This window comes from Amycolatopsis alkalitolerans (genome assembly GCF_006152065.1).
In the GTDB taxonomy this organism is placed as follows: domain Bacteria; phylum Actinomycetota; class Actinomycetes; order Mycobacteriales; family Pseudonocardiaceae; genus Amycolatopsis_E; species Amycolatopsis_E alkalitolerans.
Genome location: NZ_VDFW01000024.1, coordinates 83,831 through 101,296, shown reverse-complemented (window position 1 = coordinate 101,296; position 17,466 = coordinate 83,831). Strand labels below are relative to the sequence as shown.

The window sequence follows — 17,466 nt, the reverse complement described above, 5'->3', positions numbered from 1 at the left end:
GCCGCGGTCCCCGCCGCGGGCCAGGCCGCGCCCGTGGCCGAGCCGGGGCGCCATGCGCGCCCGGCCCCGCCGCAACCCGAGGCGGAGCCGGTGCCGTCGGCGTTGCGCGGCAAGGGGCTCGGCGAGGGCAACGGGCAGAGCGGGCTCACCTTCTCCGGGCCGGCCGAGCAGGGCGGCGTGCAGCGCAGCGGCGCTGGCACGAAGAAGCAGTCGGCCGGTGGTGGTTCCGCAGCGGGCGGCACCCGCCGCGAGCGCCGTGCGGCTGCCCGTGCCGAAGCGAAGAAGTCCAAGAAGAGCGGCCACTGAGTCGTGTGAGGGGCCCGCCGCGAACGGCGGGCCCCCTTACTTTCACCGCGGGGCGATCACGTCGAACACCGTGCAACGCCACGTGTCGTCAAGCAGGTCGAAGCGGGCCGCCACCGCGTACACGCGCGTTGCGGTCGCCACCGTCGCCGCCACTTCGTAGGACGAAGGCGGCACGACGCAGCCTCGGATGCCCCTCAACTGCGGCCGCGCGATTCGCAGCGGGGGCTGGACGACCAGTTGCGCCTGCAGCCGGAGGCCCGTCCAGCCCTGCACATGCGTCACCGACCTGCGCCCGGTGCGGACCTCCAGCAGCGCGTTCACCACGGAACGGACGTGCGCCAGCGGCAGCGGCGGGCCGTCCGGGCCCGACCGCCGATTTCTCGGCCGCGCCGGCGGCCGCCTGCCTCCAGACAGCAGACGGCCCAGCTCGCGATATGGCTCGTACCAGGTCAGCGGTGTCAACACCCGCTCGCCTCCCCCAGGAAGTTCGGATCATTCGACCGTTATGAGGGGGAAGTCCGAATCGTTCGGCCCGATGGAACCCGAACCGGTGACGACTATGGTCGGACGCATGCTCAGGGGGCTCGTGATCGACTACGCCGGGGTGCTCACCGACCCCGACGCCGACGCCTTGTACGCGGCGATCGGCGGGCTGCGCGACCGCGGTATCCGGACCGCCCTGCTGTCCAACGCCACGGGCGGCAGCCAGGCCAAGGCCCGGTTGGCCCGCTGGTTCGACGCACTTGTCTTCTCCGGCGAGGTCGGCTTCGCGAAGCCGTCCCGGCAGGTCTACCTGATCACCGCTGAGCGGCTGCGCCTGCCCGCCGCCGCCTGCGTCTTCATCGACGACTCGCGCGGGAACGTCGACGGAGCCGTGGCCGCCGGCATGACCGGGGTGCACCACACCTCCATCGAGGCGACGCTCGTCGAGCTCAGCGCGTTGTTTCCCGCCTGACGAGGTCGAAGCACAGCACCGCCGCGGCGGCCGACACGTTCAGCGACTCGACGGCCCCGGGCATCGGGATCGACAACCGCCCGGTCAGCAGGTGCTTGACCTCGTCCGACACCCCCGCCGTCTCGCCGCCCAGCACGAAGGCCGCCCGCTCGGGCAGCTCGGCGGAGAACAGCGGTTCCCCGCCCGACGCGCTCAGCCCGTACAGCCGGTACCCGGTGTCGGACAGCATCCCCGCCGCCTCCGCGGCCGTCGCGCAGCGCAGGACCGGTGCGCGGAACGCGACCCCGGCCGAGGCCTTCACCACCAGCGGGTCCAGCGCCGCGACCCCGCGCCGTGGCACGACGACGCCGCCGATCCCGGCCGCCGTGGCGGTGCGGAGGATCATGCCGACGTTCGCGGGCGTGGTGATCCCGTCGAGCAGGATGACCCGGGTGGGCAGCGGCGCGCTCGCCAGCGCGGCCGACAGCGGCCGCATCCGGGGCGCGACGACGTCCGCGAGCACACCCTGGTCCTGCTTCCCGTTGCCGGCCAGTACCTTCACACGATGCGCGCTTGCGCGGTGCACCGGAACACCGGCCCTGCGCGCGGCCTGCTCGATTTCGGGGGCTCGCGCCGTGTCCGCCAGGATCACCTTGTCGACCCGCAGCCCCGCATCGCCCAGCGCTTCGAGCACCGGCTTGCGGCCGTAGACGGTGAGAAAACGGTCCTTCGGAGATACCTGAGTTTCGTGCACGCCCCAAGTACAGCAGCCTGTGCCAGCGCCAGCCCCTCTCCCTCCACCGCCCTCAACGGAGGCGCTTCGCGCCGCTACATTGACTTTATGCCCGACCGGCTCTCGGCGCTCGACGCGTCGTTCCTCTACCTGGAGGACGCCGTGACCCCGATGCATGTGGGCGGTGTCGCGGTGTTCGAGCGCCCCCGCGACGGGTTCGACTACGAGCAGCTCCTGTGCCTGGTGCGCCAGCGGCTGGGCTACCTGCCGCGCTACCGGCAGCGCGTGCTCCCGGTGCCGGGGCGTATCGCCCGGCCGGTCTGGGTCGACGACGTCGACTTCGACCTCAACTACCACGTGCGCCGCTCCGCGCTGCCGTCTCCGGGCAGCGACGAGCAGCTGTTCGACCTGGTCGCCCAGCTGATGGCGCGGCCGATGGATCACGGGCGCCCGCTCTGGGAGGCGTACTTCGTCGAAGCCCTCGCCGGCGACCGGGTCGCGCTCGTCACGAAGACGCACCAGGCGGTGGTGGACGGGATCGGCACGGTCGAGCTCGGCCAGCTGATCCTCGACACGGCACCGCAGCCGTGTGAACCGTACGACCACGCCGACACCTGGGCGCCCCGCCGGATGCCGTCCAACGCGCAACTGGTCCTCGACGCGGTGAGCGACACGGTGCAGCGGCCGGGCGAGCTGGTGGAGAACATCCGGACCGCCGCCGGGGACGCCGCCGCAGCCGCGGACAAGCTCTCCGGCACGGTCGGCGGGCTCGTCTCCGCGCTGCGCACGATCACGCGTCCCGCCCCGTCCGGGCCGTTGAACAGGCCGGTCAGCGGTGGGCGCGTGTTCGCCGCCGTGCGCACCCGCCTCGAGAACTATCGCTGGATCCGCGCGCAGCTCGGCGGCACAGTCAACGACATCGTCCTGACCGTGCTCACCGGCGCGCTCCGCGAGTGGCTGCTCTCACGCGGCGAGAGCCTCCACGCGAGCGCCACCCTGCGCGCGCTAGTACCGATGGCCGTGCTCGAACCGGACACGGTCGAGTTCTTCACCGCCGGGCTGGTGAACAACCAGGTCGAGGCCCACCTGCTGGATCTGCCGGTCGGCGAGCCGAACCCGGTGCTGCGGCTGCGGCATATCAGCCACGCGATGCGCGTCTACACCGACTCCAGCCGCTCGGTCGCGGCGCGTGCCATGCTGAAGGTGGGCGGGTTCGCGCCGGCGACGATGCATTCGCTGGCGGCGCGGGCCGCCGGGTCGTTCTCCGGCCGGATCTTCAACCTGGTGATCACCAACTCACCGGGTCCGCAGCAGCCGCTGTATGCGGGGATGGCGAGGCTGGCGGAGATGTACCCGGTGATCCCGCTGGCGCGCAACCAGGCACTGGCCATCGGGGTAACGTCCTACCACGGGAATGTCTACTTCGGACTGAACGGGGACCGCAAGGCCGTGTCCGACGTGGGGAACCTGGCCGCGATGGTCGAGGATTCGCTGGACGAACTGAAGGGGACGCACTGGTGAGGGTCTATCTACCGGCGACGATCGGGATGCTGCGCAAGCTCGTGTCCGAGGGCAAGCTGCAGCCGCCCGGCGGCACCGGGTTCGCGCTCACCCCGGCGCTGCGCGAGTCCTATGTCAGCGGTGACACCGAGGAGCTCGAGTACGCCGCGATGCTCGACGCGGCTCGCGCGTCGCTGCGGCTGCTCGGTGACGAGGAGAAGGAGCTGCCCCGCCGGGTGGTGATCTCGGTCGACGTCGGGAACGCCACCATCCGGCCCGATCTGGACGCGGCCGTGGTGAAGCTGTCCGGGCCGATCGTGCTCGACGAGGTCGCGGCCGTACATGTGGACACCGAAGAAGCCGAGAAAGCCGTCCGCGCGGCGGCGGCCGTGATCGACGCCGCGGACCTCGGCGACCTCGACGCGGAGTTCACCCTCGGCGAGGCCGAGGATCACGACCTGGCTTGGTATGCACCGCAGGAGCTGCCTTTTCTCTTGGAGTTGCTCTAGGAGTCTCTGATGGACGCCGTCACGAACGTGCCCAGCCCGCGCAACGAACCGGTCCTCACCTACGCGCCCGGGACGCTGGAACGCGAGTCGCTGCTGCGGCGGCTCGCGGAGCTCGAAGCCGAGAAACACGAGCTGCCGCAGACGATCGGCGGCCGCAGAAGGCTCGCCGGGGGAGACTCGTTCGACGTCGTCCAGCCCCATGACCACGGGCATGTGCTCGGGGCGTCCGCGCAGGCGACGCCGGAGGACGTGGCGGACGCGGTCGAAGCCGCGAAGGCCGCCGCGCCGGGGTGGCGGGAGCTGCCGTTCGACGAGCGGGTCGCGGTCTTCCTGCGGGCCGCGGATCTGATGGCCGGCAAGTACCGCGACACGCTCAACGCCGCGACCATGCTGGGGCAGTCGAAATCCGTGCAGCAGGCGGAGATCGACGCGGCCTGCGAGCTGATCGACTTCCTCCGGTTCAACGTGCACTACGCGCGCCGGATCCTCGCCGAGCAGCCGAACTCGGCGCCGGGCAGCTGGAACCGGATGGACTACCGGCCGCTGGACGGGTTCGTCGTCGCGATCACCCCGTTCAACTTCACCGCGATCGCCGGCAACCTGCCGAGCGCCCCCGCCATCATGGGCAACACCGTGGTGTGGAAGCCGACGCCGACGCAACAGCTGGCCGCGCACTACACGATGCTCGCCTTCGAGGAGGCCGGCCTGCCGCCCGGGGTGCTCAACCAGGTGACCGGCGACGGTCATGCGGTGAGCCAGGTCGCGCTGGCCGACCCGGGGTTCGCCGGACTGCACTTCACCGGCTCGACCGCGACGTTCAAGCTGCTGTGGCGGCGGATCGCGGAGAACCTCGACGCGTACCGCAGCTACCCGCGGATCGTCGGGGAGACCGGCGGCAAGGACTTCCTCATCGCCCATTCCTCGGCCCGCACGGACAAGCTCGTCGCCGCACTCGTGCGCGGTGCTTTCGAGTACCAGGGCCAGAAATGTTCGGCGGCTTCGCGCGCGTACCTCCCGCGTTCACTGTGGGAGGGCGGGCTGCGAGACGAGCTGGCGGACCTGACGCGGACCGTGAAATACGGTGATATCACCGACTTCTCGCTGTTCGGCGGCGCGGTCATCGACGCGCGTGCCTTCGCCAAGCACCGGAAACTGCTGTCCACCGTGGACTCCGATCCGGCGCTGCGCACCCTCGTCGGCGGGCACTGCGACGACTCGATCGGCTATTTCGTCGAACCCACCGTGCTGGTCTCCGACGACCCGGGGCACGACGTGTTCTCGATCGAATACTTCGGACCGATCCTCGCCGTGCACGTCTACGAGGACGCCGAGTACCCGGCGATCCTCGAACAGGCGGACAGCGTCTCGCCGTACGCGCTCACCGGCGCGGTGTTCGCCGAAGACCGCGCGGCCATCCAGCAGGCGCACCAGGCGCTGCGGTTCACCGCGGGCAATTTCTACGTCAACGACAAGCCGACCGGCTCGATCGTGAGCCAGCAGCCGTTCGGCGGCTCACGGGCGTCGGGCACCAACGACAAGGCGGGTTCGATGTTCAACCTGCTGCGCTGGACGAGCCCGCGCTCGATCAAGGAGACCTTCGACGCGCCGACCGGCGTCGGCTACCCGCATATGGGGTAGCCGACGCCGGTCGTCAGTTGGGCAGCTTGAGCTCGCCGACCTGGTCGGCGGGCGGGGCCTGCACGTCGACCGGGACACCCCAGTCGGTGTATTTCACGGTGATCTTCATGCTCTGCATCCCGGCGGGTGCCTCGCTGGAGGCCTTGAGCAGCGGGCTCATGTCCTCGGTGATCCGCACCGGAAGCTGGTCCTGGTTCAGCCACAGCTCGACCGGAACGATCAGCTGTTTCCCGGCGAGCTTGCGCAGCTCATCCTGCGACAGCCCGGTATCGGTGAACGTGTCGAGCGCCTTGATCAGGTCGACGTCGATCCAGTAGTGGGTCACCGGCTGGGCGTCGAGCGTCTCGTGAGCGCTGCGCGTGATCGTGCCGGCTTCCTGGATCTGCTGGAGCACCTTGCTTGGGTCGTTCTGCTGGGCCTGGGCGGTGCCCATCCGCTGGGCGATCGCGCTGTCCTGCGGCACCTTCCCCCATGGCTTGCCGCCGGTCATCTGCGCCCGGTACTGCTCGGGCACCTGCAGGTACATCGTCTTGTCCACGTACCGCAGCACTTCGTCGACCGGGCCGACCGTCATCGACAGCTGCATGGCGGAGTTTTCCCCGTCGAACCGCCCCTCACCCTGGCCGTTCATCGCCTGGTTGCCGAAGGCGATCTCCATGGCGAACTTCGCGGACTTGGCCTTGGCGGTCTGGTTCGTCGCGGCGCGGACGAGTTCCTGCGCGTTGCCGAACACCTGCGGATCCGCGGTCGGTGTCCCGGAAATCGGGCGTGCCCCGCAGCCGGTGAGCGTGAGCGCCAGCGCGAGCGCACCGACAGCGAAGACCTGTCTTGTTCTCATGATCCCCCAATCGCGTGAAGTGCTCGCTATGTTTCCAGACCGGCACGTGATCCCAGCAAACGACGCAAAGATCGCAACCGGCGCGCCTCCGGAACCTCGTCGAGCATGCAGTCGGGATCCTCGGGCGGCCCGAGATGGCCGCAGCCCGGCGGGCATTCCTCGGCCGCTTCGGCGAACTCCGGGAAGGCGGACACGATGTCGTCGGCCGTGATGTGCGCGAGCCCGAAGGACCGCACTCCGGGGGTGTCGATCACCCAGCCGCCGTCGGGCAGCGGCAGCGCGACCGCCGCGACCGAGGTGTGCCGCCCCTTGCCGACGGCGCTCACCTCGCCGGTGGCCAGTTCGGCGTCGGGGACCAGCCTGTTCACCAGTGTCGACTTGCCGACACCGGAGTGGCCAACCAGCGCGGAGACCCGGCCGCGCACGGTGTCCGCCAGCGGCAGCGAGTCCTCGTCGTGCCTCGTCACGAGTGCGGGCACGTCGAGGTCGGCGTAGCGGGCGAGCAACTCGTCGGGACTCGCGAGATCGGCCTTGGTCAGGCACAGCACCGGCCGCAGCCCGCCGGCGAAGCACGCGACGAGGCACCGGTCGATGAACCCGGTGCGGGGCGGCGGATCCGCCAGCGCGGTGACGATCAGCAACTGCTCGGCATTGGCCACGACGACTCGTTCGTAGGGATCCGTGTCGTCGGCCGTGCGGCGCAGCACGCTCGTGCGCTCCTCGACGCGAACGATCCGCGCGAGCGTGTCCGGCTTGCCGCTGACGTCGCCGACCAGGCCCACCTGATCGCCCACCACGACCGGCGTGCGGCCCAGTTCACGGGCCCGCATCGCGGTCACCTCGCGCGCCGGGTCACCGCCCATCGCGCAGGTCCAGCGGCCACGGTCGACGGCGACGACCATCGCCGCGACGGCGTCGGCGTGCTCGGGGCGGCGCTTGCTGCGGGGGCGTGAACCACGTCCGGGGCGCACCCGGACGTCGCTCTCGTCGAGCCTGCGCCAGTCCCTGCCCGCCAAACCGTGCTCCTCCTCGCCGGATATGTCCGCCCACGATGATCCCTGATGTGTGTCACGATGGATTCTTCAGCACCGGCATGAAGGAGCAGGCGACATGTGCGGCCGCTACGCCTCGACCAAGAATCCCGCTGATCTGGTCAAGGAGTTCGACGCGGTGGACGAGACGGACGGCAAGGCCCGCGACGCCGACTACAACGTCGCGCCGACCAAGAACGTGGTCACCGTCGTGCAGCGGCATCCGCGCGACGCCGAGGGCATCGTGCTCGACGACGAGCCGGCCGTGCGCAGCCTTCGTGTCATGCGCTGGGGGCTCGTGCCGTTCTGGGCGAAGGACCCGTCGGTCGGCAACCGCATGATCAACACGAGGGCCGAGACGGCGACCGGGAAGCCGGCGTTCAAGAGGGCACTGGCCAAGCGGCGCTGCCTGGTACCGGCCGACGGCTGGTACGAATGGCGCAAGACCGACGGCAAGAAGGAGCCGTTCTTCATGACCGGCGAGGACCTGGCGTTCGCCGGGATCTGGGAGAGCTGGCGCGACAAGAACGAGCCCGACGCCGAGCCGCTCATCACGTTCTCGATCATCACCACCGACGCGATCGGCCGGCTCACCGACATCCACGACCGGATGCCGCTGCTGATGGCGAAGGACAGCTGGGCGAACTGGCTCGACCCCGACCGCGACGAGGTCGGCGAGCTGCTGACCCCGCCGCGCGAGCTGATCGACACGCTGGAGCTGCGCCCGATCTCCGACCGCGTCAACAACGTCCGCAACAACGGGCCCGAGCTGATCGAGCGCGTCGAGGCCGGTGCGGCCGACCTCGATGACGCCCTGTTCCAAGTCCCGAAATGACCCGGATCGAGATTCCCACGCCGCACGGCCCGGCCCGTGCCGAACTGCACTGCGCCGAGGAGGGCGAGGCCCTGCTGCTGCTCGGGCACGGCGCCGCCGGCGGGTTCGGGGCGAAGGACCTCGTCGCGGTGACGCGGGCCGCGCAGGCCGCCGGGGTGGACGTAGCCCTGATCGAGCAGCCGTACCGGGTCGCGGGCCGTCGCGCCCCGGCTCCGGCGAAGCAGCTCGACGCGGCGTGGCTCGCGGTCGCGGAGGAGCTGAGCGAGCGGTTCGACGGGATGCCGCAGGTGTTCGGCGGCCGGTCTTCGGGTGCGCGGGTCGCCTGCCGGACGGCCGGCGCCGGGCAGGCGGTCGCCGTGCTGTGCCTGGCCTTTCCCGAACATCCGCCGGGCAGGCCGGAGAAGTCACGGCAGTCGGAGCTGGACGCCGTCGAGGTGCCGGCGCTCGTGGTCCAGGGCGAGACCGACCCGTTCGGCCGTCCGAAACCGGGCCCGCATCACGAGGTCGTCGTCATCCCGGGCACGCATGCCCTGGACAAGGACCTCGAAGCGCTGTCGCGGATCACCTCGGAGTGGCTGGTCCGCGTGCTGCGCCCGCTCGACTAGCGACGGTTTTGTGATTTTTCGGGTAAAGCGAACAAGGCGGGCGTGCACCTGGCACAATCCGGACATCTGACCTGATCCTGCGTAAAGGGAGACGCGATGTCCGCACACATGGACCAGCTGATCGCCCAGTTCGAGAACTTCCAGGCCAAGGTGCGCCAGGCCGAGGCCAGCTTCGCCGGGGTCGGCGACATGCAGGAGCGGATCGCGCAGGTCGAGAACTCGGTGACCTCTCCGGACGGCACGGTCACCGTCGTCGCGGGCGCGGGCGGGACGGTCACCGGTATCCGGCTCGCCCCGGGCGCCGTCCGCCTCGGCTCCGACCAGTTGGCCGCGACGATCATGAAGACCCTGCGCCAGGCCGTTGCTGGGGCCGTCCAGCAACAGGCCGGGATCGTCGACACCACGTTCGGTGACGCGTTCGGCGTCAACCTTTCGGACCAGGTTCGCGAGGCTCAGGCCGAGGCGTTCGGAACCGCGGCGGAGGAGCCTGCGTCGACACCACAAGCGCCGGCACCGCAAGCACAGCCGCGCAAGCGCCGGCCCGGCCCGCCGGACGACGACGACTACTTCGACCAGAACATCCTCCGCCGCTGACCGATCCGACCGAGGGGTGCCCGCATGTCCGAGGCAATACAGACCAACATCGACGCGATCGCCGGGTACTCCCGGCAACTCCCGTTCTACGAGCAGGAAGCGGACAAGTTCGGTGGTCTGATCGACGCCGCCGACGTGACCGACGAAGCGTGGGGCGTCGTCGGCATCTTCGCCAAACAGGGCTATGCCGACCGGCTCGGTGAGCTGCGGTCGCTGCTGACCGATCTGAAGGACGGCGTGGACGGGTTCGTGACCAAGCTGACCAAGGCTTCGGAGATGTACCAGGGTATGGAGGACGCCGGGAAGATCACCTTCGGCAGGTACCAGGCCGAGATCGACGCGGTGGGGGAGTAAGGCTCATGGCCGGGGAAAAGAAGAGCATCGCGGAAACGCTCAACGTCGAGGGGTACGACGAGAGCACGGGCGCGAACCTCGACCGCGCCGCGGGGTACGTGCCGGTCGCCGGCACGATCTACAAGTCCGGCAAGTCGATCGCGTCGCACGCCCAGCAGGCGGCCGAGGCGGACAACCCCGGTGAGCTGGCGTCCGCGGGCGCCGCGCTGGTCGGCGACGGGGCGGCGTTCGTCGGCGCCGCCGCGGGGGACATGGTCACCTTCGCGATGGACCCGATCGGCTGGCTGGTCAGCCACGGGCTCAACATGCTGCTCGAACTCGTCCAGCCGCTGCAGGACGCGTTGCACCAGGTCACCGGCGACGGGCCGGCGATCGGGCACGCCTCGGAGAACTTCGTCACGATCGGGCAGGGCTTCGTCGCGCTCGCCGAGGACTTCGAGAAGACCGGCGACACCGCGCTGGCCGAGTGGGTGGACGACGCCGGCAAGGCCGCGAAGGAAGCGCTCGGCGACTTCTCGTCCGGCATCCGCGGGCTCGGTTCGGCGGCTGGTTCGGTGGCCGAGGTGCTGCAGATGTGGTCGATGGTCATGGTGGTCATCGAAGAGGTGATCAAGGGGATCATCACCGAACTGGTCTCGTGGCTGATCACCATCTGGCTGCCCGCGCTGGCCTCGTCGGTGATCAGCTTCGGTGGTTCGGTCGCCGCCGCGATGACCGCGTCCATCGCCAAGGCCGCCAGCGTGCTGCAGAAGGTCACCCGCTATCTCGGCAAGTTCGGCAAGCTGCTCGACAAGTTCATGGAGTTCCTGGTCCGCTACAGCGGCAAGCTGGAGGTGTTCACCAGGAAACTGCGGGTCGGCGTGCTGCCAGGGGAAACCAAGTTCGGGATCGGTGCGGCGGCGCAGGGCTTCCAGCCGAGCAACCGCGTGCTCACCTCGATGTTCGGCACCTCCGTCGGTGCCAGCCCGCTGATCGCCGGCGCGGGCGTCAAGGCCGGTATCGGCGCCGGTAAAGGCGCCTTCGCCGAAGGCAAGGAAGCCGTCACTCCTGAAGGAGACGAGCCGTGGTTCGACAAGAGCGAGATCGGTGGGGATCGCAGCCCGGAGGAGACCCGCAAGAACCTCGACATCTAGCGGCGCAGGCGCCGGCCAGGGCCCGGCGGCGGGCGGCGGAGAAGATCTTCGCCAACGAAGAGCGGCTCGAAGCCGAACGGGACAGGATCCTCGTGCGCCCCGGGTTCCGGGAACGGGTCGAGGAAACGATGCGAAGCCAATGGCGCGAGCCGGTCGTCGCGTTGCGCCTCGGTGACGACCTGCGATTCGACGTGCCCGGCCGGCGCCTGGACGGCACAGTCAAGGGCAAGCGCCTCGTCCGGCGGTTCTTCTGGAACATCCTGCGTGGCATCGGCGTCGCGGCAGCGTACGTCTTCTACCTGTCGAACCACGCGGGTGGCGGCCGGTCAGGCCGTGCCCGGCGGGAATTCCATGTGATGGGCCCGGCGAACGCGATGGCGCTCGACCTGGTCGACAGGCTCCGGCCGGCGAAGGGGCCGTGGCTGGTGTGCTCGCCGTCGTCTGTCGCGGTCGTGGACACCGGATCGACCTCCGTCGACCCGGCTGACGCGCCCCAGCCGCAGATCATCTGGCAGGCGCGAAAACCGCAGGCCCCGGACGTCGGCCTCGGCACGCGCACCATCACCTGGCCGGACGGGTCGAGCTTCAAGTTCCCGCTGCACGGCCGCACCGAGGCCCAGCACCTGCGACAGTATGTCGAGAGCCTTCGCTAACCGGCGATCGTGGCCACCGTCGCGTTCGTGAGCCGCACGAGGTCGGCCGGCGCGAGTTCCATCTCGAGTCCGCGGCGGCCACCCGAGCAGAAGACCGTGCCGAAACCCTCCGCGGACGAGTCGATCACGACCGGCAGGCGGCTGCGCTGCCCCAGCGGCGAGATACCGCCGAGGACGTACCCCGTGGCGCGCTGCGCGGCCGCGGCGTCGGCCATCTTCGCGCGCTTGCCGCCGACCGCCGCGGCCAGCGCCTTGAGGTCCAGCTGACCGGTGACCGGGACGACGCCGACGGTCAGCTTGCCGTCGATGTCCGCGACGAGTGTCTTGAACACGCGTGCGGGCTCGACGCCCAGCGCCTCGGCCGCTTCGAGCCCGTACGACTCGTGCTTCGGATCGTGCTGGTAGGTGTGCAGTGTGTGTGCGACCTGCTGTTTCGCCAGCACGGCGGTCGCCGGAGTTCCCTTGCCTGCCATCGTGATCACAGCTTAATCGATCGGGAATGACGACCCGCGGATTCACGTTTATAGCTGCGTGATGACCGATCTCGCTCGTCCCAGCGGCAGGGTGCAGAACCTCACACGTCCTGGTCAAGGCGCCGCACGCGGCCAGGCAAAGCCTGCCCGCGTATCCTCGAAGCTGTCTTACGCGCACGGGGAAGGGAAAGGTTTGCCGAGCACGCCGAACGAAGCGACACCCGCGGCCGCCGAGCAGGAGCAGGCGGCCGAACGCGCTGAGCGTTTCGAACGGGACGCGATGCCGTTGCTGGACCAGCTCTACTCGGCCGCCATGCGGATGACCCGCAATCCGGCGGACGCCGAGGACCTGGTGCAGGAGACCTATCTCAAGGCGTACGGGGCGTTCAGTTCCTTCAAGGAAGGCACGAATCTCAAGGCCTGGATGTACCGCATCCTGACCAACACGTACATCAACGGCTACCGCAAGCGCCAGCGCCAGCCGGTGCAGCAGCCCACGGAGGAGATCACCGACTGGCAGATCGCCCAGGCGGAGAGCCACACCTCGAGCGGCCTGCGTTCGGCCGAGGTCGAGGCGATGGACAGGCTGCCCGACAGCGACGTGAAGCAGGCGCTGCAGCAGTTGCCCGAGGAGTTCCGGCTCGCGGTGTACCTTGCCGATGTCGAGGGATTCGCCTACAAGGAAATCGCCGAGATCATGGACACTCCGATCGGCACAGTGATGTCCCGGCTGCACCGCGGCCGTGCGCAGCTGCGGAGTCTGCTGGCCGACGTCGCGCGTGACCGCGGCTTCATCAGGAGCGCTCAGCAGGAGGTGGCGCGATGAGCTCGCCGGAGTCCGGGAAGGACAAGGTCCGCTGTGAGGAAGCGCTCGCCGAGATCTACCTTCTCCTTGACCGCGAGTGCAGCCCGGAGCGGGACGAGGAGCTCAGGCGGCATATCGAGGACTGCCCGCCGTGCCTTGAGGAGTACGGCATCGACGAGGCGATCAAGCAGTTGCTGCACCGCAAGTGCGGGGGCGACCTGGCCCCGGCGGAGCTGAGGCAGAAGCTGCGGGCCTCGATCCGCCAGACCGTGGACATCCGCGGCCGCGTGACGGTCGAGCGCACCGAGGTCCACGTCGAACGGGACTGAACCCCGGACACGCTGTGCCGGTCGTTGCTAATCCGACCACAGTCACGGCTATCTGCCTTGTGCAGCAACGGTTACGTGCTGCTCGGGGTCTGCTTGCTTTTGGTCGGATCAGCAAAGGAGGCCCCGGCGGGCGCCGGGGCCTCCTGCGTACCTGATGCTCAGGCGTTCGGCTTCTTGCCGTGGTTCGCGCCGTTCTTCTTCCGGTCGCGACGCTTACGGGCACGCTTCGACATATCCGCTCCTCGGGTGTTGCTTGGCGTTGTCCAGTGTCGCAGGTGCCGCCCGGCCTGTGCCGACCCGGTCAGTTCTGGTTGTATGGATGCGATGTCCACACTCTCCGACCTGCTGGCCGAGAACACGGGCCTGCCAGGTGAGGCGGCCGACCATCTCCAGGCGGTGGTGGCCGAATGGCAGCTGCTCGCGGACCTGTCGTTCGCGGACTTCCTGCTGTGGGTGCCGGTCTCGCCGGAGTTGAACGCTCAGGGCGGTGACTTCGTCTGCGTCGCGCAGGCCCGCCCGACCACCGCCCCGACAGCGCATCCCGAGGACGTCGTCGGCACCCGGTTCGCCGCCGGGGAGCATCCGCAACTGGCCCGCGCGATGCGCGAGGTCCGCATCTGCCGTGAGGAGGACCCGCACTGGTATCGCGATCTGCCGATGCGGCGGGAGGCGGTGCCGGTGACCTTCGCCGGGAACGTCATCGCGGTGCTCAGCCGTGAGACCAACCTCGCCGCCCCGCGGGTGCCGAGCCCGCTCGAGGTCGCGTATCTCGGCAGCGCGGGCGACCTGTGCCAGATGATCGCGGACGGTACGTTCCCGAGCGCGGACTCGCAGAGCGACGTGCACACCAGCCCGCGCGTCGGTGACGGTCTGATCAGGCTGGACGCGAGCGGCAACGTGGTGTTCGCGAGCCCGAACGGGTTGTCGGCGTACCACCGGATGGGGCACGAGGCCGATCTGGTCGGCACCCGGCTGGCCCCGGTGACCCGCTCGCTGATCCGTGACCCATTCGACGCGACGGAGGTCGCGCACCGGATTCTCGACGCGCTGGACGGCAAGCCGGGCAGCCGTACGGAGGCCGACTCGCGGCGCGGGGCGGTCGTGCTGTTCCGCGCGCTGCCGCTGCGGCCGCACGGGCAGCCGGCGGGTGCGCTGGTGCTGGTGCGGGACGTGACCGAGGTGAAGCGGCGGGACCGGGCGCTGCTGTCGAAGGACGCGACGATCCGGGAGATCCACCACCGGGTCAAGAACAACCTGCAGACGGTGGCCGCGTTGCTGCGGCTGCAGTCGCGGCGGACGGCGAGCGACGAGGCGAGGCTGGCGCTGACCGAGTCGGTGCGCCGGGTCGCGTCGATCGCGATGGTGCACGAGGCGCTGTCGGTGTCGGTGGACGAGCGGGTCGATCTCGATCAGTTGCTGGACAAGGTGCTGCCGATGGTGGGCGAGGTCGCGACAGCCGAGTCGCGGGTGAGCATCCGGCGCTCCGGCTCGTTCGGCGTGGTCGTCGCGGAGATCGCGACACCGCTGGTGCTGGTGCTGACCGAGCTTGTGCAGAACGCCGTGGAGCACGCTTTCCCGACCGGTCGGCCCGGCTGGGTGGAGATCGCGGTGTCCCGCTCGGCGCGCTGGCTGGACATCGTGATTCGCGACAACGGGCGGGGGCTTCCGTCGGGGTTCTCGCTGGAGCGGGCGGACGGCCTGGGCCTGCAGATCGTCCGGACGCTGGTCGAGTCGGAGTTGCGGGGCTCGCTGTCGTTACGCCGGGTCAGGGACTCCGACCAGCACGGCACCGAAGCCGCCCTACGAATCCCCCTAAGCCGCCGGTTGTAGCCTAAGAGGCCAACAAAAAACGGGCGCTGGCCCACGATCAACGTGCCCAGCGCCCGCCCAGGGCGAGATGCTCGCACCGTGGGGGTCTGGGGGCTCGGCCCCCAGATGCAATCAAGAGAGCGAGCCTGGTCCGCGCTTTCCGCGGACACAGCTCGCCCCGGCTCGGGTCTCTCCCTACCGGATGCCGATGTGCGCGCGGCGACGCTTGAGGGCGCGACGCTCGTCTTCGCTCATTCCGCCCCACACGCCGGCGTCCTGCCCGCTGGCAAGGGCCCAGGAGAGGCAGTCGGAGGCAACGGTGCAGCGGTGGCAAACGGCCTTCGCCTCGGCGACCTGCAGCAGAGCGGGACCACTGTTCCCAACCGGGAAGAACAGCTCCGGGTCCTCGTCTCGGCAGGCCGCGTCGTGGCGCCAGTCCATGTCTGTGAGCTCCTTCTAACGGGCGCAGTGTGATGCGCCACAGTCGTCATGGCGGTCGTGTTTTTGGGTGCTTGTGAATGCTTTCACGAACCACCGCTTTCGACAAGGGTTTTCTCGAGATCGGTGAGTCAGCTCACCTGGTCGGGCGACCGTGCTGACCTGCGGTTTCTCTCCGAAACGGCCATCGAAGCGGAAGGATTGTGCGCTGAACGGACCCTCTGCGTCGACGAGCGGCAAGTTGCACTTTGCCGCGCACGATCACCCGTCTGGGCCCTCACCCGCCGGTCAGAACGGTCAAAGCGTGTGGGACACTGACGAATTCGACGCCGGTTCGCTGCCCTACCGGATCCCCGTCCACCTGGAAGTTTACCGGGTGCGAAGCCGTCACGCGCAGTTCTGCCAGATCATCGTGCCGCACCAGGTTCCGGCCGCGATGCTTCGCTTCGTCGCGCAGTGCCTGCCGCACGTGCCGGTAGACGGTCGCCAGCCGCAGGCGCCGCAGCGCGAACAGGCCCAGACCGGTGTCGAACGAGGTCCCGGTGTTCAGATGCACGGGGCGCGTGCCCACATAGCTCCACGGGTCGGTGTTCGACACGAACGCGGTGCTGACCTCGACCGGATCCTGGCCGGGCAGGTGCACCGTGAGCGGTTCCCGGCCGCGCGGAGGGTTGAAGTAGCAAGTGACCGCCGAGCGCATGTACAGCACGGCGTTCGTCTGCTTGCCGCGACGGTCGGCGACGGTCGCGACGACGTCGGCGTCCCAGCCGAGGCCGGCATTGAAGGTGAACCAGCGCTCGTCGGCCTTGCCGAGGCCCACGGAACGGCTCTCACCGCCCTCGATGGCCCGCAGCAGTTGATGCGTGGCTTCGACCGGATCCCGTGAAATGCCCAGGGCACGCGCGAACACGTTCGCCGAACCGCCCGGAACGACGCCGAGCGCGGGGACGCCGCCGCCCGGACCGTCCGCGAGCAGGCCGTTGACGACCTCGTTCACGGTCCCGTCTCCGCCATGCGCGACAACCAGGTCGATGCCCTCCCTGGCGGCACCCCGCGCGATCGCGAGTGCGTGCCCGCGGTAGTCGGTCTCGACCACCTCGAGCTTCACCTGGCTCGCCAGCGCGTGGGCCAGCACGTCCCGGCCACCGGCCGTGGTGGACGTCGCCTGAGGGTTGACGAGGAGAATCGCGCGCACAACCGCAGGGTAGGTCAACCGCCGCCGTCCAGGCGGGGTGCGGAGTGCCAAGTCACGGGAACAGATCCGAGTGCCGGTGGACCTCCCATCGTTCACGCCGTACCGCTCGTCGTGACAAGTGCACCCGGGACGACCGCCCGCTCGCCGACGACATACAGATCTTGACCCGACCGGCCGCGGTTCGAAAACGGCCGACCGGGTGGCTTACCATCGAAAGTGCTCACAGAAGGTCACGGCCGCAGGTGGAAGGCGTTTTTCCGTGTCGATCGCAGACAAGATCGCCCCCGCGCCACGTGAGGTCCGGCTCGCCGGGTTCCTCGCCGTGCTGCCCGGCCTGGGCCTGCTCGTGTTCGCCGTCGTGCTGCTCACGTCGGCGGGAGCCTCCGATGCCCCGCGTAACAACGTCCTCGCGGAGGCCGGCTTCTACGTCCTGTTCGCGCTCGCGGTGCTCGGCTGCGCCGCCGGGCTCGCGATGGGGCACACGTGGGCACGGTCGCCAGGGGTCGTGACCGCGTTGATCACCGTCGGCGTCGGCTGGTACCTGGCCGCGCCGTCCGGGCAGCCGGGACCGGGGGTGCCGGTCATCCTGGTCGGCTTGGTGATCCTCGTACTGCTGTTCCGGCAGCGGTCGCGGGCGTGGGCGCTCGGCCAGCGGCCGGGCGAGACCGAGGAGGAGGCCGCCGAGCGTGGCGGCCTCGAGGGTCGCCACGCCGAGCGGGACCAGCGGAAGGACTAGGTCGGTGTCGAACTCGGC

Annotated in this window: 22 protein-coding genes and 1 pseudogene; 15 read left to right on the top strand and 8 right to left on the bottom strand. The window is 69.6% G+C overall.

The features are described 5' to 3' along the window. Positions 1-306: pseudogene (locus FG385_RS24350) on the top strand (preprotein translocase subunit SecA); the annotation flags it as partial. A 42-nt stretch (positions 307-348) separates the two neighbouring features. Here the strand turns inward: FG385_RS24350 and FG385_RS24345 are convergent. Beyond that, the gene (locus tag FG385_RS24345) at positions 349-771 is read right to left on the bottom strand and encodes an Rv3235 family protein (protein WP_139099099.1); all 423 of its coding nucleotides are present in this window, start codon (positions 769-771) and stop codon (positions 349-351) included. Positions 772-877: 106 nt separating this feature from the next. Between FG385_RS24345 and FG385_RS24340 the strand changes: the two genes are divergently transcribed. Beyond that, positions 878-1,261 (top strand): HAD family hydrolase, encoded by a 384-nt coding sequence (locus FG385_RS24340; RefSeq protein ID WP_139099098.1) that lies wholly within the window; start codon positions 878-880, stop codon positions 1,259-1,261. Here the strand turns inward: FG385_RS24340 and FG385_RS24335 are convergent. Next, complete coding sequence (locus FG385_RS24335) at positions 1,239-1,994, bottom strand: TrmH family RNA methyltransferase (protein WP_235022763.1); 756 nt, start codon at positions 1,992-1,994, stop codon at positions 1,239-1,241. The genes FG385_RS24340 and FG385_RS24335 overlap by 23 nt on opposite strands. 87 nt (positions 1,995-2,081) lie before the next feature. Here FG385_RS24335 and FG385_RS24330 point away from each other — a divergent pair, with 87 nt between their 5' ends. From FG385_RS24330 to pruA, 3 genes are read left to right on the top strand one after another with little or no spacing between them, the layout of a single operon-like run. Continuing rightward, complete coding sequence (locus FG385_RS24330) at positions 2,082-3,494, top strand: WS/DGAT/MGAT family O-acyltransferase (protein ID WP_139099096.1); 1,413 nt, start codon at positions 2,082-2,084, stop codon at positions 3,492-3,494. After that, positions 3,491-3,982, top strand: coding sequence for a DUF6912 family protein (locus FG385_RS24325; protein WP_139099095.1), 492 nt, complete (start codon positions 3,491-3,493; stop codon positions 3,980-3,982). Before FG385_RS24330 ends, FG385_RS24325 begins: the two co-directional genes overlap by 4 nt. Before the next feature lie 9 nt (positions 3,983-3,991). Further along, the gene (gene pruA, locus FG385_RS24320; RefSeq protein WP_139099094.1) at positions 3,992-5,620 is read left to right on the top strand and encodes an L-glutamate gamma-semialdehyde dehydrogenase; all 1,629 of its coding nucleotides are present in this window, start codon (positions 3,992-3,994) and stop codon (positions 5,618-5,620) included. Positions 5,621-5,633: 13 nt separating this feature from the next. Here pruA and FG385_RS24315 read toward each other — a convergent pair whose 3' ends face one another. Beyond that, entirely contained in the window at positions 5,634-6,458 is an 825-nt protein-coding gene (locus tag FG385_RS24315; RefSeq protein ID WP_139099093.1) for a LolA-like protein, read from the bottom strand. A 26-nt stretch (positions 6,459-6,484) separates the two neighbouring features. Then, a complete protein-coding gene (rsgA, locus tag FG385_RS24310) occupies positions 6,485-7,474 on the bottom strand; it encodes a ribosome small subunit-dependent GTPase A (protein ID WP_139099092.1) in 990 nt (329 codons plus the stop codon). Between the two features lie 94 nt (positions 7,475-7,568). On the opposite strand from rsgA, the gene FG385_RS24305 reads away from it, so the two are divergent. From FG385_RS24305 to FG385_RS24280, 6 genes are all read left to right on the top strand, one after another. Continuing rightward, positions 7,569-8,324, top strand: coding sequence for an SOS response-associated peptidase (locus FG385_RS24305; protein WP_139099091.1), 756 nt, complete (start codon positions 7,569-7,571; stop codon positions 8,322-8,324). Continuing rightward, positions 8,321-8,929 carry an alpha/beta hydrolase family protein gene (locus tag FG385_RS24300; protein ID WP_139099090.1) on the top strand — a complete coding sequence of 203 codons (609 nt, stop codon included), beginning with the start codon at positions 8,321-8,323 and terminating at the stop codon, positions 8,927-8,929. The genes FG385_RS24305 and FG385_RS24300 overlap by 4 nt, the downstream gene beginning before the upstream one ends. Before the next feature lie 96 nt (positions 8,930-9,025). Next, positions 9,026-9,523 (top strand): YbaB/EbfC family nucleoid-associated protein, encoded by a 498-nt coding sequence (locus tag FG385_RS24295; protein WP_139099089.1) that lies wholly within the window; start codon positions 9,026-9,028, stop codon positions 9,521-9,523. Positions 9,524-9,547: 24 nt separating this feature from the next. Next, positions 9,548-9,877 (top strand): hypothetical protein, encoded by a 330-nt coding sequence (locus tag FG385_RS24290; RefSeq protein WP_139099088.1) that lies wholly within the window; start codon positions 9,548-9,550, stop codon positions 9,875-9,877. A gap of 5 nt (positions 9,878-9,882) precedes the next feature. Beyond that, positions 9,883-11,010: a hypothetical protein gene (locus FG385_RS24285; RefSeq protein WP_139099087.1), complete on the top strand. Its 1,128-nt coding sequence runs from the start codon at positions 9,883-9,885 to the stop codon at positions 11,008-11,010. Continuing rightward, positions 10,941-11,663, top strand: a complete 723-nt coding sequence (locus FG385_RS24280) for a hypothetical protein (RefSeq protein ID WP_327436858.1) — start codon at positions 10,941-10,943, stop codon at positions 11,661-11,663. Before FG385_RS24285 ends, FG385_RS24280 begins: the two co-directional genes overlap by 70 nt. Here the strand turns inward: FG385_RS24280 and ybaK are convergent. Next, positions 11,660-12,136 carry a Cys-tRNA(Pro) deacylase gene (ybaK, locus tag FG385_RS24275; RefSeq protein WP_139099086.1) on the bottom strand — a complete coding sequence of 159 codons (477 nt, stop codon included), beginning with the start codon at positions 12,134-12,136 and terminating at the stop codon, positions 11,660-11,662. The two genes, FG385_RS24280 and ybaK, sit on opposite strands and share 4 nt — an antisense overlap. Before the next feature lie 193 nt (positions 12,137-12,329). On the opposite strand from ybaK, the gene FG385_RS24270 reads away from it, so the two are divergent. Both FG385_RS24270 and rsrA read left to right on the top strand, forming a co-directional pair. After that, positions 12,330-12,962, top strand: a complete 633-nt coding sequence (locus FG385_RS24270; RefSeq protein ID WP_139099085.1) for a sigma-70 family RNA polymerase sigma factor — start codon at positions 12,330-12,332, stop codon at positions 12,960-12,962. Then, positions 12,959-13,270 (top strand): mycothiol system anti-sigma-R factor, encoded by a 312-nt coding sequence (gene rsrA, locus FG385_RS24265; RefSeq protein ID WP_139099084.1) that lies wholly within the window; start codon positions 12,959-12,961, stop codon positions 13,268-13,270. The genes FG385_RS24270 and rsrA overlap by 4 nt, the downstream gene beginning before the upstream one ends. Positions 13,271-13,428: 158 nt before the next feature. Here rsrA and FG385_RS35695 read toward each other — a convergent pair whose 3' ends face one another. Continuing rightward, positions 13,429-13,503 carry a 50S ribosomal protein bL37 gene (locus FG385_RS35695; protein ID WP_098515123.1) on the bottom strand — a complete coding sequence of 25 codons (75 nt, stop codon included), beginning with the start codon at positions 13,501-13,503 and terminating at the stop codon, positions 13,429-13,431. A 91-nt stretch (positions 13,504-13,594) separates the two neighbouring features. Between FG385_RS35695 and FG385_RS24260 the strand changes: the two genes are divergently transcribed. Next, complete coding sequence (locus tag FG385_RS24260; protein WP_139099083.1) at positions 13,595-15,100, top strand: sensor histidine kinase; 1,506 nt, start codon at positions 13,595-13,597, stop codon at positions 15,098-15,100. A 174-nt stretch (positions 15,101-15,274) separates the two neighbouring features. Here the strand turns inward: FG385_RS24260 and FG385_RS24255 are convergent, their stop codons facing one another. Further along, positions 15,275-15,520 (bottom strand): WhiB family transcriptional regulator, encoded by a 246-nt coding sequence (locus FG385_RS24255; protein WP_139099082.1) that lies wholly within the window; start codon positions 15,518-15,520, stop codon positions 15,275-15,277. 274 nt (positions 15,521-15,794) lie between these two features. Then, the gene (locus FG385_RS24250) at positions 15,795-16,712 is read right to left on the bottom strand and encodes a diacylglycerol/lipid kinase family protein (RefSeq protein ID WP_139099081.1); all 918 of its coding nucleotides are present in this window, start codon (positions 16,710-16,712) and stop codon (positions 15,795-15,797) included. A gap of 259 nt (positions 16,713-16,971) precedes the next feature. On the opposite strand from FG385_RS24250, the gene FG385_RS24245 reads away from it, so the two are divergent. Next, positions 16,972-17,448, top strand: a complete 477-nt coding sequence (locus tag FG385_RS24245) for a hypothetical protein (RefSeq protein WP_139099080.1) — start codon at positions 16,972-16,974, stop codon at positions 17,446-17,448. The last annotated feature ends 18 nt before the right edge of the window (positions 17,449-17,466 follow it).

Bases quoted from the DNA above. Each gene is read 5' to 3' on its own strand.
- FG385_RS24290 (WP_139099088.1), top strand. From the start codon at position 9,548: ATGTCCGAGGCAATACAGACCAACATCGACGCGATCGCCGGGTACTCC.
- rsrA (WP_139099084.1), top strand. From the start codon at position 12,959: ATGAGCTCGCCGGAGTCCGGGAAGGACAAGGTCCGCTGTGAGGAAGCG.
- FG385_RS24260 (WP_139099083.1), top strand. From the start codon at position 13,595: ATGTCCACACTCTCCGACCTGCTGGCCGAGAACACGGGCCTGCCAGGT.
- FG385_RS24285 (WP_139099087.1), top strand. From the start codon at position 9,883: ATGGCCGGGGAAAAGAAGAGCATCGCGGAAACGCTCAACGTCGAGGGG.
- ybaK (WP_139099086.1), bottom strand. From the start codon at position 12,136: ATGGCAGGCAAGGGAACTCCGGCGACCGCCGTGCTGGCGAAACAGCAG.
- FG385_RS24315 (WP_139099093.1), bottom strand. From the start codon at position 6,458: ATGAGAACAAGACAGGTCTTCGCTGTCGGTGCGCTCGCGCTGGCGCTC.
- FG385_RS24330 (WP_139099096.1), top strand. From the start codon at position 2,082: ATGCCCGACCGGCTCTCGGCGCTCGACGCGTCGTTCCTCTACCTGGAG.
- FG385_RS24340 (WP_139099098.1), top strand. From the start codon at position 878: ATGCTCAGGGGGCTCGTGATCGACTACGCCGGGGTGCTCACCGACCCC.
- pruA (WP_139099094.1), top strand. From the start codon at position 3,992: ATGGACGCCGTCACGAACGTGCCCAGCCCGCGCAACGAACCGGTCCTC.
- FG385_RS24300 (WP_139099090.1), top strand. From the start codon at position 8,321: ATGACCCGGATCGAGATTCCCACGCCGCACGGCCCGGCCCGTGCCGAA.
- FG385_RS24305 (WP_139099091.1), top strand. From the start codon at position 7,569: ATGTGCGGCCGCTACGCCTCGACCAAGAATCCCGCTGATCTGGTCAAG.
- FG385_RS24255 (WP_139099082.1), bottom strand. From the start codon at position 15,520: ATGGACTGGCGCCACGACGCGGCCTGCCGAGACGAGGACCCGGAGCTG.
- FG385_RS24295 (WP_139099089.1), top strand. From the start codon at position 9,026: ATGTCCGCACACATGGACCAGCTGATCGCCCAGTTCGAGAACTTCCAG.